This is a genomic window from Streptomyces sp. NBC_01260 (assembly GCF_036226405.1).
In the GTDB taxonomy this organism is placed as follows: domain Bacteria; phylum Actinomycetota; class Actinomycetes; order Streptomycetales; family Streptomycetaceae; genus Streptomyces; species Streptomyces laculatispora.
In genome coordinates, this window is record NZ_CP108464.1 from 8,349,883 (window position 1) to 8,365,141 (window position 15,259).

Annotated in this window: 9 protein-coding genes and 2 pseudogenes; 5 read left to right on the top strand and 6 right to left on the bottom strand. The window is 67.1% G+C overall.

The window, feature by feature from the left end; genetic code table 11:
* Positions 1-124 precede the first annotated feature (124 nt).
* Positions 125-2,023 carry a LamG-like jellyroll fold domain-containing protein gene (locus OG322_RS37200; protein ID WP_329307530.1) on the bottom strand — a complete coding sequence of 633 codons (1,899 nt, stop codon included), beginning with the start codon at positions 2,021-2,023 and terminating at the stop codon, positions 125-127.
* Between the two features lie 556 nt (positions 2,024-2,579).
* On the opposite strand from OG322_RS37200, the gene OG322_RS37205 reads away from it, so the two are divergent.
* The 4 genes and pseudogenes from OG322_RS37205 (at position 2,580) to OG322_RS37220 (ending at position 8,421) form a co-directional block, all read left to right on the top strand.
* The gene (locus OG322_RS37205) at positions 2,580-4,037 is read left to right on the top strand and encodes an NF041680 family putative transposase (RefSeq protein WP_329306608.1); all 1,458 of its coding nucleotides are present in this window, start codon (positions 2,580-2,582) and stop codon (positions 4,035-4,037) included.
* 66 nt (positions 4,038-4,103) lie between these two features.
* On the top strand, positions 4,104-5,732 hold the full coding sequence (locus tag OG322_RS37210) for an ISAzo13 family transposase (protein ID WP_329305897.1): 1,629 nt from the start codon (positions 4,104-4,106) through the stop codon (positions 5,730-5,732).
* A gap of 234 nt (positions 5,733-5,966) precedes the next feature.
* Positions 5,967-7,595: an ISAzo13 family transposase gene (locus OG322_RS37215; RefSeq protein WP_329305897.1), complete on the top strand. Its 1,629-nt coding sequence runs from the start codon at positions 5,967-5,969 to the stop codon at positions 7,593-7,595.
* Between the two features lie 59 nt (positions 7,596-7,654).
* A pseudogene (locus tag OG322_RS37220) lies at positions 7,655-8,421 on the top strand (transposase).
* Positions 8,422-8,490: 69 nt separating this feature from the next.
* On the opposite strand, the gene OG322_RS37225 reads toward OG322_RS37220, so the two are convergent.
* The 3 genes from OG322_RS37225 to OG322_RS37235 all read right to left on the bottom strand — a co-directional run bounded on the left by OG322_RS37225 (position 8,491) and on the right by OG322_RS37235 (position 12,279).
* Positions 8,491-8,922, bottom strand: coding sequence for a VOC family protein (locus tag OG322_RS37225; RefSeq protein WP_266646419.1), 432 nt, complete (start codon positions 8,920-8,922; stop codon positions 8,491-8,493).
* Positions 8,923-9,126: 204 nt separating this feature from the next.
* Positions 9,127-10,755, bottom strand: coding sequence for an ISAzo13 family transposase (locus OG322_RS37230; protein WP_329305897.1), 1,629 nt, complete (start codon positions 10,753-10,755; stop codon positions 9,127-9,129).
* A gap of 66 nt (positions 10,756-10,821) precedes the next feature.
* Positions 10,822-12,279, bottom strand: a complete 1,458-nt coding sequence (locus tag OG322_RS37235; RefSeq protein WP_329306760.1) for an NF041680 family putative transposase — start codon at positions 12,277-12,279, stop codon at positions 10,822-10,824.
* Between the two features lie 554 nt (positions 12,280-12,833).
* Here OG322_RS37235 and OG322_RS37240 point away from each other — a divergent pair.
* On the top strand, positions 12,834-13,556 hold the full coding sequence (locus OG322_RS37240) for an alpha/beta hydrolase (RefSeq protein WP_329307531.1): 723 nt from the start codon (positions 12,834-12,836) through the stop codon (positions 13,554-13,556).
* Positions 13,557-14,307: 751 nt separating this feature from the next.
* Here OG322_RS37240 and OG322_RS37245 read toward each other — a convergent pair.
* Positions 14,308-14,781, bottom strand: coding sequence for a GNAT family N-acetyltransferase (locus OG322_RS37245; protein ID WP_241200422.1), 474 nt, complete (start codon positions 14,779-14,781; stop codon positions 14,308-14,310).
* Positions 14,782-14,939: 158 nt separating this feature from the next.
* Positions 14,940-15,258, bottom strand: a pseudogene (locus OG322_RS41785) (transposase); the annotation flags it as partial.
* Position 15,259: the final 1 nt, after the last annotated feature.

Consider the following 15,259-nt stretch of genomic DNA (forward strand, 5'->3'; position numbering starts at 1 on the left):
CGAGGCCGGCGCGGACGCCCCGTCCGGGCAGTCGCGTCGCTCGGAGCTGCCCACGCCGGACGCGCGCGCCGCCGGCAAGCAGCGCCGTACCAACCGGGTGTGGTGACCTCGGGGGCAGTGCCCCTCAGGCGATCATGAAGTTCCTTACGGGCAGGGCGCGTTCGACGATCCTGATGTCGCCGAGCCAGCCGTGCATCAACTGGTCGAGTCTGCCCCCGTACTCGTAGGCGCCGAGCAGCCAGGGCAGGCCCAGGGTGGCGAGGCCAGCGGTGTGGGTGGCAGGGTTGCGGGCGACTATGCAGCCGTCGATGTACATCGTCGTGTGCTTCCCGTCATTGACGACCGCCACATGCCACCACCGTTCACGCAGCAGTTCATGGCTCCAGTTGGTGACGGCCCCCGGCTGGTTCAGCGGCGCCGCCGCCCACTGGAGCCCGGGGCCGTCCGACACGGAGAGGGTGGCGACGGGTTCCTCCGGGTCGCCGGAGGTCTTGCCGGCCGCTCCGAGGGTGCCACGGCGGCCGAGTACGGCGCCCCAGGCATTGCGTCCGGCGTCCCAGTCGGCGGGGAGGCGGAGGAATGCCTCGATGGTGTAACCGGACCTGAACGTCTTGGTGTTGAGCGGTGCGTTGCTCTCCGTGCGCAGATACGCGCCCCGCAGCGGTGGCTTCGAGCCGTCGAAGTAGAGGCTGCCGTGGCCGGGCTGGTCGGGGTGGTGGGCGGTGGACCAGCGCAGCGCGTCGGGCGCACTGCCGGGGACGGCTTCGCGAACCAGGTCGTTGCGGTGCCCGGACAGGTCGGGGACGCGCAGGCCGGCGTCGGCGGCGGAACCGTCCTGTTGCGAAGGGAAGTCGAAGCGCCAGTAGGCGACGGTGCCCGGTATCACCAGCTGCTTCGCTGGGCGGGGGCCCCGCACGGGCACGGGGGCGAAGCCGGCGAAACGCTTCTCGAAGTCGATGGGAACGGCGAAGCTGTCCTGTGGGCCGGTCAGTTCGATCTCGCCGCGCTCCAGGTCGTTGATCCTGTCGCCCGCGCGGCCGAGGATCCATGGAGAGATCGTCTCCACGTCGATGGTGTTCCTGGCCAGGTCGAAGCGGTAGAGGCGGATCATGGCGCTGCCGCCGTAGTAGCGGTTCTGGTAGTTCGTGATGTGCAGATGGACGTCGTTGCCCGCGGTGTTCTTACGGGTGGTGCGTCCAGCGGGCCAGTAGTGGCCGTTGAGGGTGAGGAAGATCTGGTCGTGCCCGGCTATCAGCTCGTCCCACAGATGCTTTCCGTGATCGGAGAGTTCAGCCTCGTCGCCGTCCGTGTCCGCGTATACCAGCTCGTGGGTGGTGAGGATGACCGGAGTGTCCGGGTGCTGGGCGATGACGTCCTTCGCCCAAGCGAGCCCGGCCGCCGATGGCCGCCAGTCGAGCGCCAGCACCAGCCACTCGCGCCCGGCGGCGCGGAACAGGTGGAAGGTGTTGTAGCCATCCAGGGTTGCCCCGCCGAACGTCGGCAGGCGTCGCATCCGCTGCGGACCGAAGGTGTCCAGGTACGGGGTGCGGCCGCGCTGATCGTCGGTGGAGGACTTGATGTCGTGGTTGCCCGCGACGACGCTGTAGCCGACTCGCCGCCGGTCGAGCAGCTCGAACGCTTCGCCGATCGCCTCGAATTCGCCTGACTGGCCGCTCTCGGTGAGGTCGCCCAGATGGGACAGGAAGACGATGTTCTCGTCGCGCCCGTGATCGAGTACGTAACGCAACGACGCCTCGACCGGCGCCTTGTTGATGCTCGCCCCGTCGAAGAGGTACTGGGTGTCCGGCATGACGACGAGCGTGAACCTGGAGCTCTCGGGGTCGGGCCGCCAACCGGCCGTGACGGCGTCGGCCGTCTGCTGGGAGAGAGCCGCGGCGGGCGCGGCGGACGCGAGCCCCGTGGCTGCGGTGGCGGCACCGGTGAGCGCGGTTGCCCGCAGGAACGTACGACGGCTCGCGCCGGGAAGAAGCGGTCCGTCGGGCTGGTGGAGGGGGCTGCACATAGATGTCTCCGCGGAGGATGAACGTCGGGGTGATCGTCTGCAAGCTAGCCGCGGGGTGAGGGAGAAACCGGTCCGTAAGGGCGACAGCCGGGCGAAGACTCAATGAATTGCACAGCGCCGGCGCGCGGGATCGTGGTGGTGGGAACGTGAGGGCGCGGGTTGGCCTGGGCCGGGTGGCTCAACGGGCCGCCACCAGCAGTGAACGTCCACGCGGGCTCCTGGTCCCGCAACCGTTCAGCGTCCACCCTGATCGCGGCGCCCACACCCTGCTCGCCCAACCACTCCAGGATGAGCAACACCGCATCCTCGATGCCACTGTCCTGGTCGATCTTCGGCCACCGGCCCCGGCTCGCTGTCACAAACGCAACTCCAGCCACAACCCGACGAAGGCAGCCGTGCCGATCAACCGCAGTCTAACTTGATCTTTAACCTCGGGGTCCGAACGGCTCGTCGTACTTGATCACTCGGATTGGTAACTGCCGTACACACGGGCGGCCTTCGGCTGAGCATGTGATCCGACCAAGGAACACACAAGCTCAGCACGAAGGCCGTGGGGATGACTCTGTCGCACCATGCTGTCGGGCAGGATCCGTTTGCGGAACTGTCACGCTTCCGGGGTGAGTTCTACTCCTGTCTGACCAGGCGTGCGGATGCGCTGTTCGAACTCGCGGACGCGGTGCTGTGTGCGGACGGTCCCGTCCGGTCGCTGGTGGAACTGTCGCTGGTGGGTGAACACCGTCGCGGACACGGCGGGCTCTACGACGCCCTGTCTGCAGGCCGGGTCGACGTCGCGCGGCTGCGACGGGCTCTGGCGGCGGTGCCGCTGCCGCGGGCGGCGGACGGCCGGCTGGTCCTGGCCGCCGACCTCACCTGCTGGCTGCGGCCCAGCGCGCACACCTCACCACAGCGGATCCTGTGCCACACCTACGGACGGGGCAAGGACCAGCACATTCCCGTGCCCGGCTGGCCCTACTCGGTGATCTGTGCGCTGGAGACGGGCCGCAGTTCCTGGACCGCACCGCTGGACGCGCTGCGTCTGGCGCCGGGCGATGATGCTGCCACTGTCACCGCCGGGCAGATGCGTGACCTTGTCGAGCGGCTGATCGCGGCGGGGCAGTGGAAGGACGGCGACCCGGAGATCCTGATCGTGGTGGATGCCGGCTACGACGTGCCCCGTCTGGCCTTTCTGCTGAAGGACCTACCGGTGCAGGTACTGGGCCGGATGCGCTCGGACCGTGTCCTGCGACGCGCGGTCCCATGCCGCGAGCCCGGTGTCCGGGGGCGGCCGCCCCGCCACGGCGGCGAGTTCGTCTTCGGTGACCCCGCCACCTGGGGCACTCCCGATGCCCAGACGGTGACCGCAACCCGCCTCTACGGCGCCGCCATCGCACGGGCCTGGGACCGTCTTCACCCGAGACTGACCCACCGCTCTGCCTGGACGGCCCAGCTCGGCGCCCTGCCGGTCATCGAAGGAACCGTGATCCGTTTGCAGGTCGAGCACCTGCCCAGCGGCGCGACACCGAAGCCGGTCTGGCTGTGGTGGTCAGGCACCGACGCCACCACCGGCGACGTCGACCTGCTCTGGCAGGCATTCCTGCGACGCTTCGACATCGAGCACACCTTCCGCCTGTTCAAGCAGACCCTGGGCTGGACCTGCCCGAAGATCCGCAGCCCCGAAGCCGCCGACCGCTGGACCTGGCTGACCCTGGTGGTCTTCACCCAGCTCCGACTCGCCCGCCCGCTGGCCGCCGACCTCCGACGGCCGTGGGAGAAGCCGAGCCCGCCGGACAAACTGACCCCCGCACGAGTCCGCCGAGATTTCCGGCACCTCCGCCCGAAGGCTGCCTGTCCTGCCGGAGCACCGAAATCCTCACGGCCCGGCCCAGGACGGCCACCCGGCCGCAGAAACAACCAACCCACCGCACGCTACGACGTGCACACAGTCGGCAAACCAGGCCCCGCAAAGCGACGGACGAAAAAGTCAACAACCCCCCGTCCCCGCCGCACAGGATAAAGATCAAGCTAAGGGCTTGCAGATCATCAAGGTGTTGCTTCCCGTCCCTTGGCTCGTTGATGTGGTATGCGCATCCTGGAAGAGGCCTGTGCCCAACTCACCATGAAGTTCGAGGTGTTGTTCCCTCATCTGGATGAGCGGCAACGACGGCTGCTGATGGCCGCAGAGGCCCGTGCTCTGGGACACGGTGGCGTTCGGGCCGTCGCGCGGGCGGCCTCGATGAGTGAGACCACGGTCCGCAAGGGCGTGTCCGAGTTGGAGGCCGGCGAGGAGCCTCTGGGGAGAGTGCGGCGGCCGGGCGGAGGCCGCAAGAGGGTCGCAGATCTCGATCCGGGGCTGCGGCCGGCTCTCCTGACGCTTGTCGAGCCAGACGAGCGAGGCGATCCGATGTCGCCGCTGCGGTGGACGGTGAAGTCGACCCGCACTCTGGCGCGGGAACTCGCCCGAACCGGACACAAAGTCAGTGCGGACACCGTCGCGGACCTGCTGCGAGAGGAAGGCTTCAGTCTGCAGGCCAACGCCAAGACCATCGAGGGAAGCCAACATCCCGACCGAGATGCCCAGTTCCGCTATCTCAACGAGCAGGCCCGTGATCACCGGGACGCTGGCCAGCCGGTGATCAGCGTGGACACCAAGAAGAAGGAACTCGTCGGCGAGTTCAAGAACAACGGTCTCCAGTGGCGGCCTGCGGCTGATCCGGCGCCGGTGAACGTCCATGACTTCGCCGACCCCCGGCTGGGCAAGGCCGTCCCGTACGGGATCTACGACCTCGCGGCGAACACCGGCTGGGTCAACGTGGGCACCGATCACGACACCGCCGCATTCGCAGTGGAATCGATCCGCCGCTGGTGGTGCGGCCAGGGTCGGGCCGCCTACCCGCAAGCGACGCGACTGCTCGTCACCGCCGACGCGGGCGGCTCGAACGGTTACCGCACCCGGGCCTGGAAACTCGAACTCGCACGGCTCGCCGCCGAAACGGGACTGACCATCACCGTGTGCCACCTACCGCCGGGCACGTCAAAGTGGAACAAGATCGAGCACCGGCTCTTCTCGCACATCACCATGAACTGGCGCGGCCGCCCGCTGACCAGCCACGAAGTCATCGTGAACAGCATCGCAGCGACCACCACCCGCACCGGACTGCGCGTGAAAGCCGCGCTTGACACCAACAGCTATCCCATCGGGGTGAAGATCGGCGACGCAGAGATGGCTGCCCTGCCGCTGACCCGGCATGCCTTCCACGCCGACTGGAACTATGCACTGCACCCCCAGACACGCCCTGCCATCCCGGCGGCACGAGCCCCGCAGGCCGCTGACACACAGTGGGACCAGGCCCTACTGACCGATCCTTCCCTGACCGGGATGCCCCGCCAGCAACTGGACAACCTCACGACAATGTTGGCTCCCGACGGGGATACTCAGCGAGGTCGCCCACCCCGACTTACCTTCCCTGAACAGGTCCTGGCCACCGTGCTCCACCTGCGGGTCGCCCTGGCCGCGGAACCACTCGCCGTACTGTTCGCCAGCAGCCGCACGGCCATGCACCGCACTCTCCTCAAGAACAGAAGACTGCTCGAGGCCCAGGGCATCACTATCCCGCCCGCGAAGACCCCACCCGCGTCCCTCACAGTCCTCCAAGCCAGGGTCCTCGCACTGACCGGCGACACCAGCATCAAGATCAAGACACCGTGTTAATGATCTGCAAGCCCTAAGGGCTGTCCCGCAATTCCGGATCAGCGCGCGACGACCGCTACGGCACCTCGCCGCGTTGTCGGAACGTCCACATACATCCAGTATGCGGACGCCCCTCCGCCTTGCGATGCACCGCATCTGACGCCGCGCGCTGATCCGCCAGGAATTGCGGGACAGCCCTTAGGGCTTGCAGATCATCAAGGTGTTGCTTCCCGTCCCTTGGCTCGTTGATGTGGTATGCGCATCCTGGAAGAGGCCTGTGCCCAACTCACCATGAAGTTCGAGGTGTTGTTCCCTCATCTGGATGAGCGGCAACGACGGCTGCTGATGGCCGCAGAGGCCCGTGCTCTGGGACACGGTGGCGTTCGGGCCGTCGCGCGGGCGGCCTCGATGAGTGAGACCACGGTCCGCAAGGGCGTGTCCGAGTTGGAGGCCGGCGAGGAGCCTCTGGGGAGAGTGCGGCGGCCGGGCGGAGGCCGCAAGAGGGTCGCAGATCTCGATCCGGGGCTGCGGCCGGCTCTCCTGACGCTTGTCGAGCCAGACGAGCGAGGCGATCCGATGTCGCCGCTGCGGTGGACGGTGAAGTCGACCCGCACTCTGGCGCGGGAACTCGCCCGAACCGGACACAAAGTCAGTGCGGACACCGTCGCGGACCTGCTGCGAGAGGAAGGCTTCAGTCTGCAGGCCAACGCCAAGACCATCGAGGGAAGCCAACATCCCGACCGAGATGCCCAGTTCCGCTATCTCAACGAGCAGGCCCGTGATCACCGGGACGCTGGCCAGCCGGTGATCAGCGTGGACACCAAGAAGAAGGAACTCGTCGGCGAGTTCAAGAACAACGGTCTCCAGTGGCGGCCTGCGGCTGATCCGGCGCCGGTGAACGTCCATGACTTCGCCGACCCCCGGCTGGGCAAGGCCGTCCCGTACGGGATCTACGACCTCGCGGCGAACACCGGCTGGGTCAACGTGGGCACCGATCACGACACCGCCGCATTCGCAGTGGAATCGATCCGCCGCTGGTGGTGCGGCCAGGGTCGGGCCGCCTACCCGCAAGCGACGCGACTGCTCGTCACCGCCGACGCGGGCGGCTCGAACGGTTACCGCACCCGGGCCTGGAAACTCGAACTCGCACGGCTCGCCGCCGAAACGGGACTGACCATCACCGTGTGCCACCTACCGCCGGGCACGTCAAAGTGGAACAAGATCGAGCACCGGCTCTTCTCGCACATCACCATGAACTGGCGCGGCCGCCCGCTGACCAGCCACGAAGTCATCGTGAACAGCATCGCAGCGACCACCACCCGCACCGGACTGCGCGTGAAAGCCGCGCTTGACACCAACAGCTATCCCATCGGGGTGAAGATCGGCGACGCAGAGATGGCTGCCCTGCCGCTGACCCGGCATGCCTTCCACGCCGACTGGAACTATGCACTGCACCCCCAGACACGCCCTGCCATCCCGGCGGCACGAGCCCCGCAGGCCGCTGACACACAGTGGGACCAGGCCCTACTGACCGATCCTTCCCTGACCGGGATGCCCCGCCAGCAACTGGACAACCTCACGACAATGTTGGCTCCCGACGGGGATACTCAGCGAGGTCGCCCACCCCGACTTACCTTCCCTGAACAGGTCCTGGCCACCGTGCTCCACCTGCGGGTCGCCCTGGCCGCGGAACCACTCGCCGTACTGTTCGCCAGCAGCCGCACGGCCATGCACCGCACTCTCCTCAAGAACAGAAGACTGCTCGAGGCCCAGGGCATCACTATCCCGCCCGCGAAGACCCCACCCGCGTCCCTCACAGTCCTCCAAGCCAGGGTCCTCGCACTGACCGGCGACACCAGCATCAAGATCAAGACACCGTGTTAATGATCTGCAAGCCCTAAGGGCCGTCCCGTAAGTGATCTTGCTCTGCGATGATCTTGACCGTGTCAGGTGTGATCACGGCCTCCGAGCCGTCCTGGATAGCCCCGTTTACCGGGCTGCGCCCGCCCGTCTTCAGCAAGTTGGTGACCGCGCTGCGTCGTGAGGGTGCCGACTCCCCGGGCCGGGGCCGGCCGTGGAAGCTGTCGCTGGAGGACCGGGTGCTGCTGGTCGCCGCGTACTGGCGAACGAACTTGACGATGCGGCAACTGGCCCCGCTGTTCGGGGTGTCGAAGTCGGCCGCAGACCGAGTGATCGGCGACATCGGCCCGAGGCTCGCGCTGCATCCCCGCCAGCGGTTCGCCAAGGACGCGGTGCTGATCGTGGACGGCACCCTGGTGCCCACCCGGGACCACAAGGTCGCCGAGCAGTCGAAGAACTACCGCTACTCCACCAACCACCAGGTAGTCATCGACGCCGACACCCGCCTGGTCGTGGTGGTCGGCCTGCCGCTGCCGGGCAATCGCAACGACTGCCGGGCCTGGTCGGAGTCCGGCGCCAAGGCCGCCGTCGGCAACACGATTACCATCGCCGATGGCGGCTACCCAGGAACCGGGCTCCTGATGCCGCACCGCCGCCGCAAGGAGAGGATCTCCCCGACTGGAAACAGGCCCACAACAAGTCCCACAAGCAGGTCCGCGCCCGCGTCGAGCATGCCTTCGCCCGTATGAAGACCTGGAAGATCCTGCGCGACTGCCGCCTGAGAGGCGACGGCGTGCGCCACGCAATGCACGGCGTCGCCCGCCTACACAACCTCGCCCTCACGGGATAACCCCCGCCGCATGCGGACCTGAGAGGGTCCAGGTAAGACAGCTCCCCACCTCGCAGTCTCGGAGGAGACTCAGTCGAGGCAGAACTCGTTGCCCTCGATGTCCTGCATCGTGATGCACGACTCGTTGACGCCATCGGCGCGCTGCGTCAGCACGTGCTTCGCGCCGAGCGCCATCAGCCGTGCGCATTCAGCCTCGAGTGTGGCCAGGCGCTCGTCACCCACGAGCCCGGCGCCGGCCCGCACACAGAGATGCACCCGGTTCTTGACGACCTTGCCTTCGGGAACTCGCTGGAAGAGCAGGCGCGGGGCCACACCCGAGGGATCAGTACACGCGAAGTAGATCTCGTCCTCGGGCGGCAGCGAGCGGTGGTACTCCTCCCACGTGGCAAAACCCTCCGGGACCGCCGGTACGACGTACCCCAGCACCTCACACCAGAAGGCGGCGAGGCGCGCAGGTTCAGCGCAGTCGAAGGTCACTTGAAACTGCTTGATCGCTGACATCGGCGCACCCTACCAAGGGGGCTCTGCTGCACTTTCCCCAGGTGGATCCCCATGCCGTCGAGATGTCGACCCAACCCCGCCGAAACCTGGCCCGGATCGGACATCAGGTAATCAAACCGAACAGGTCACGCGAACAGCGCAACCCTGGCGCGTAGCTGCGTGCCGAAGACCAGTTACGGGACAGCCCTTAGGGCTTGCAGATCATTAACACGGTGTCTTGATCTTGATGCTGGTGTCGCCGGTCAGTGCGAGGACCCTGGCTTGGAGGACTGTGAGGGACGCGGGTGGGGTCTTCGCGGGCGGGATAGTGATGCCCTGGGCCTCGAGCAGTCTTCTGTTCTTGAGGAGAGTGCGGTGCATGGCCGTGCGGCTGCTGGCGAACAGTACGGCGAGTGGTTCCGCGGCCAGGGCGACCCGCAGGTGGAGCACGGTGGCCAGGACCTGTTCAGGGAAGGTAAGTCGGGGTGGGCGACCTCGCTGAGTATCCCCGTCGGGAGCCAACATTGTCGTGAGGTTGTCCAGTTGCTGGCGGGGCATCCCGGTCAGGGAAGGATCGGTCAGTAGGGCCTGGTCCCACTGTGTGTCAGCGGCCTGCGGGGCTCGTGCCGCCGGGATGGCAGGGCGTGTCTGGGGGTGCAGTGCATAGTTCCAGTCGGCGTGGAAGGCATGCCGGGTCAGCGGCAGGGCAGCCATCTCTGCGTCGCCGATCTTCACCCCGATGGGATAGCTGTTGGTGTCAAGCGCGGCTTTCACGCGCAGTCCGGTGCGGGTGGTGGTCGCTGCGATGCTGTTCACGATGACTTCGTGGCTGGTCAGCGGGCGGCCGCGCCAGTTCATGGTGATGTGCGAGAAGAGCCGGTGCTCGATCTTGTTCCACTTTGACGTGCCCGGCGGTAGGTGGCACACGGTGATGGTCAGTCCCGTTTCGGCGGCGAGCCGTGCGAGTTCGAGTTTCCAGGCCCGGGTGCGGTAACCGTTCGAGCCGCCCGCGTCGGCGGTGACGAGCAGTCGCGTCGCTTGCGGGTAGGCGGCCCGACCCTGGCCGCACCACCAGCGGCGGATCGATTCCACTGCGAATGCGGCGGTGTCGTGATCGGTGCCCACGTTGACCCAGCCGGTGTTCGCCGCGAGGTCGTAGATCCCGTACGGGACGGCCTTGCCCAGCCGGGGGTCGGCGAAGTCATGGACGTTCACCGGCGCCGGATCAGCCGCAGGCCGCCACTGGAGACCGTTGTTCTTGAACTCGCCGACGAGTTCCTTCTTCTTGGTGTCCACGCTGATCACCGGCTGGCCAGCGTCCCGGTGATCACGGGCCTGCTCGTTGAGATAGCGGAACTGGGCATCTCGGTCGGGATGTTGGCTTCCCTCGATGGTCTTGGCGTTGGCCTGCAGACTGAAGCCTTCCTCTCGCAGCAGGTCCGCGACGGTGTCCGCACTGACTTTGTGTCCGGTTCGGGCGAGTTCCCGCGCCAGAGTGCGGGTCGACTTCACCGTCCACCGCAGCGGCGACATCGGATCGCCTCGCTCGTCTGGCTCGACAAGCGTCAGGAGAGCCGGCCGCAGCCCCGGATCGAGATCTGCGACCCTCTTGCGGCCTCCGCCCGGCCGCCGCACTCTCCCCAGAGGCTCCTCGCCGGCCTCCAACTCGGACACGCCCTTGCGGACCGTGGTCTCACTCATCGAGGCCGCCCGCGCGACGGCCCGAACGCCACCGTGTCCCAGAGCACGGGCCTCTGCGGCCATCAGCAGCCGTCGTTGCCGCTCATCCAGATGAGGGAACAACACCTCGAACTTCATGGTGAGTTGGGCACAGGCCTCTTCCAGGATGCGCATACCACATCAACGAGCCAAGGGACGGGAAGCAACACCTTGATGATCTGCAAGCCCTTAGCTTGATCTTTAACCTGTGCGGCGTGGACGTGGAGTCGTTGGCTTCTTCGTCCGTCGCTTTGTGGAGTCTGGTTTGCCGACTGTGTGCACGTCGTAGCGTGCGGTGGGTTGGTTGTTTCTGCGGCCGGGTGGCCGTCCTGGGCCGGGCTGAGAGGATTTCGGTGCTCCGGCTGGGCAGGCGGCCTTCGGCCGGAGGTGCCGAAAATCGCGGCGGACTCGTGCAGGGGTAAGCCTGTCCGCGGGACTTGGCTTCTCCCAGGGTCGGCGCAGGTCCGCCGCCAGGGGGCGGGCGAGCCGGAGCTGGGTGAAGACCACGAGGATCAGCCAGGTCCAGCGGTCGGCGGCTTCGGGGCTGCGGATCTTCGGGCAGGTCCAGCCCAGGGTCTGTTTGAACAGCCGGAAGGTGTGCTCGATATCGAAGCGCCGCAGGAATGCCTGCCAGAGCAGATCGACTTCCGCCTCAGTGGCGTCGAGCCCTGACCACCACAGCCAGACCGGCTTCGGTGTTGCCCCGCTGGGCAGGTGCTCGACCTGCAAACGGATCACCGTGCCCTCGATAACCGGCAAAGCACCCAGCTGAGCGGTCCAGGCCGAGCGATGGGTCAGTCTCGGGTGGAGCCGGTCCCAGGCCCGGGCGACGGCGGTGCCATAGAGGCGGGTTGCGGTCACCGTCTGCGCGTCGGGAGTGTTCCAGGTGGACGGGTCACCGAATACGAACTCGCCGCCATGGCGGGGCGGCCGACCCCGGACACCGGGTTCGCGGGGCGGGACCGACCGTCGCAGGACACGGTCCGAACGCATCCGGCCCAGCACCTGCACCGGTAGATCCTTGAGCAGGAAGGCCAGGCGGGGCACGTCGTAGCCGGCGTCCACGACGATCAGGATCTCCGGATCGCCGTCCTTCCACTGCCCGGCATCGATCAGCCGCTCGACGAGATCGCGCATCTGCCCGGCAGTGACGGTGGCGGCGTCATCGCCCGGTGCCAGACGCAGTGCGTCCAGCGGTGCGGTCCAGGAACTGCGGCCTGTCTCCAGCGCGCAGATCACCGAGTAGGGCCAGCCGGGCACGGGAATGTGCTGGTCCCTGCCCCGCCCGTAGGTGTGGCACAGGATCCGCTGCGGTGAGGTGTGGGCACTGGGCCGCAGCCAGCAGGTCAGGTCGGCGGCCAGGACCAGCCGGCCGTCCGCCGCCCGTGGCAGCGGCACCGTGGCCAGGCCCCGTCGCAGCCGGGCGACGTCGACCCGGCCCGCGGACAGGGCGTCGTAGAGCCCGCCATGCCCGCGACGGTGTTCGCCCACCAGCGACAGTTCCACCAGCGACCGGACCGGACCATCCGCGCACAACACCGCGTCCGCGAGTTCGAACAGCGCATCCGCACGCTTGGTCAGACAGGAGTAGAACTCACCCCGGAAGCGTGACAGTTCCGCAAACGGATCCTGCCCGACAGCATGGTGCGACAGACTCATCCCCACGGCCTTCGTGCTGAGCGTTGTGTGTTCCTTGGTCGGATCACATGCTCAGCCGAAGGCCGCCCGTGTGTACGGCAGTTACCAATCCGAGTGATCAAGTACGACGAGCCGTTCGGACCCCGAGGTTAAAGATCAAGTTAGGGCGTGCCGGTAAACAACTTGCTGTCGAACACCCTGCTTGAGCAGCGGTGTCAAGGGCTACAACACGCAAGTTAATGCTCTGCACGCCCTTAACCTCGCGCTTTCATGAAGCGGGCTGTCCGACGGGTGGCGGCCGAGTTACCACTCGGTCGTGACTTTGCCCCCCGCCGGCAGCGGGTCCTCCCTCGGACCGTGCCCTATGCGGTGACGCGGCATCCGGCCACGGAGCCTCCGCGAAAACCCGTTGGCGAACCACGATGGCCACTGCTAACCTCTCGGAGGCCGTGCGAGAGAACGAGGAGGTGGTACCCGTGAACGCAGTATCGACATGGGTGCTCCCCTCCGGGGTCACGGTCGGACGATAGGTCGTCCGGGAGCGCCGTTCAAGAGCACTCCCGAAAGGCACGACCATGCAATTCACTTCCGAACAGCGCCTCGACGACGGCGTCCTCGAACGCGAATTCACCCTCAGCGAGATCCCTGGTGTCCTGTGGATGCCTGACTCCGCACCGGCCCCGCTGATCCTGATCGGCCACAACGGTGGCTTGCACATGCGGGAACCGCGGCTGGTGGCCCGGGCCCGGCACTACGCGGCGAAGTACGGCTTCGCGGCGGCTGCCGTCGACGCCCCCGGACACGGTGACCGGCCCCGTTCCGCCGCCGATGAGCAGTCCCGTGCTGACCTCCGCCGGGCAGCGCAGGCCGGTGAGCCTGTCGACGAGATCCTCGACGCCTTCATCCTCCCGCTGGTCGAAAAGGCGGTCCCGGAATGGCGGACCACCCTGGACGCCCTCCTTTCGCTGCCCGAGATCGACGGCCCGGTCGGGTACAACGGGATGACCGCCACCGGCATTCGGCTGGCGGTGGTCGAACCGCGCATCTCGGCCGCCGTCTTTTTCGGCCAGGGTTTCGTGCCCGGCACCCTGCGCGAGGAGGCCCGGCAGGTCGCCATTCCGCTGCAGTTCCTGATGCAGTGGGACGACGAAGGAATGGAACGGCAGCCGACCCTGGACCTGTTCGACACCTTCGGCGCCAAGGAGAAGACGCTGCACGCCAATCTTGGCGGACACGCCGGCACTCCGTGGTTCGAGGTGGACGACGCGGCCCGATTCTTCACCCGGCACCTGAGGTGAGGCCGGGCCGTCAAGCCGGCAGCAGACGCTAGGCCATGTCGGCCAGTATGCCGGTCATCGAGGACGGGTCCCGGCCCTCATCGAAGCGGTGGCCAGCAGATGCATAGCCGCCCCGATCGCGGCGATACCGGTCATCTGCGGTACCGGCCGGTCGGGGCGGTGCCGGCCGCCAGCGCGCGGCCTCGGTGGTTCGGCTGACCTTGGAGAACAGGGGCTCGGTGGCGGCTCGGTACGCGGTGACGAAGAAGCCGTTCTTGGTCTTTGGTCCGTGCCCTGTGTGGTGGGGCGGAGAAGCCGGTTGTAGCAGCAGCGGTGGTGGCGATGATGGCCCTGTGACTTGCTCCGTACTTCGCGGGTGGCTGGGTCGGGTGGAGTTGCTGCCTGGCCGTGTCCGGTCCGGGGCGGTCGTGTTGACCGGGTGTGACGAAGTCTTCCCGGTCCCCGCGGCTGCGGACGGTGCGTCCGCGCGTGGAATGCGTGGTCACCTCCGTGGTGGAGAAGCGTCTGGGCGCTCTGCCTGTCGCTGCCGGGTTGCTGCGCCGGCTTGATGTGGCCGGGACCGTCGATCGGCTGCGCCGGGCCGCGACATCGCCCACCTCACGCATGGTCAGGTCATCGAGGCGCTGGTGGCCGACAGGGCTGACCGCGCCGTCGCCGTTGTGGCGGGTGGTTCGCTGGGCCCGTGGCTTTGTCCATGAGAACGGGTTCTGGCTCAGTTTCGTGGTCGACCACACTGCGCATCGCCCGCGTCTCATGCGATCCGAGGATGCTGCACGAGATCGCGCGCCATACGCACGTTGGGCAACCTGTCTCGCCACAGCTCACGCTCACCCGTGAGCTGGAACCCGTGGCGCTCGTAGAACCGGATCGCTCTCCCGTTGTACTCAGTCACCCACAGGTGCATGGGAGTACCGTCCGCCCATAGGAAGAACTCACCCATCAGCTGACCGCCGATGCCCTGGCCTTGGGCTTCGTTCAGCAGATACATCGGTCCGAGGGTCACTAATTCGTCCCGGCGACCACAGAGGACACCAGTGATCTCAGCCCCGGATCGGACGACACGGCAGAAAAGCCGTTCAGGGTGGCGTGCGACCTCGTCAATGAACTCTCGCCACTGCGCAATGCCCTCGGCGGTGACAGCGGACGCTCGCTGCTCGCGGATCCACGTCTCATCAATGCCGGCGTCCTCGTTGGGGTAGGTCTGGAGCCAGGCCGTGAGCTGCATGCGGCCCACGGGTGCAGCATCGTCGGGACTGGGCGCTTCGATTCGGTGGACCATGGGCACCATTCTCAGAGATGTAACTGACCTGCCGCATGCGGTTATGCCACTGCTGGCCTGTCGATACCCAGAGGCGGCCAACGGGTGTCGGCGATCACAGAGCGTCAGGACAGAAGGACGCGCTTGCGGAGTTCGAAGCCGGCGCGGCCGAACATCTGGCGCTTGAGCATCTTGATCCTTGACATGTCCTTCGACGACGCCCGAGTTCCAGGGCAGGGTCAGGCCGGCGATCACAGCATCCCGGTCGCGTTCCAACCCTGTGGCGAGGGCGTGGAGACTGGGAAGGTCGTCCTGTCGGATGGCGTCGAGCCAATCCGGTAGACGCTCGCCCTGACGCTCGGTCAGCATGGTCGCGAAGGACCGGACGTGGCGGGTGAGGGCGGCGATCTCCGGGCAGTTGGTCGAGACGGCCTTGAGCTGGAGC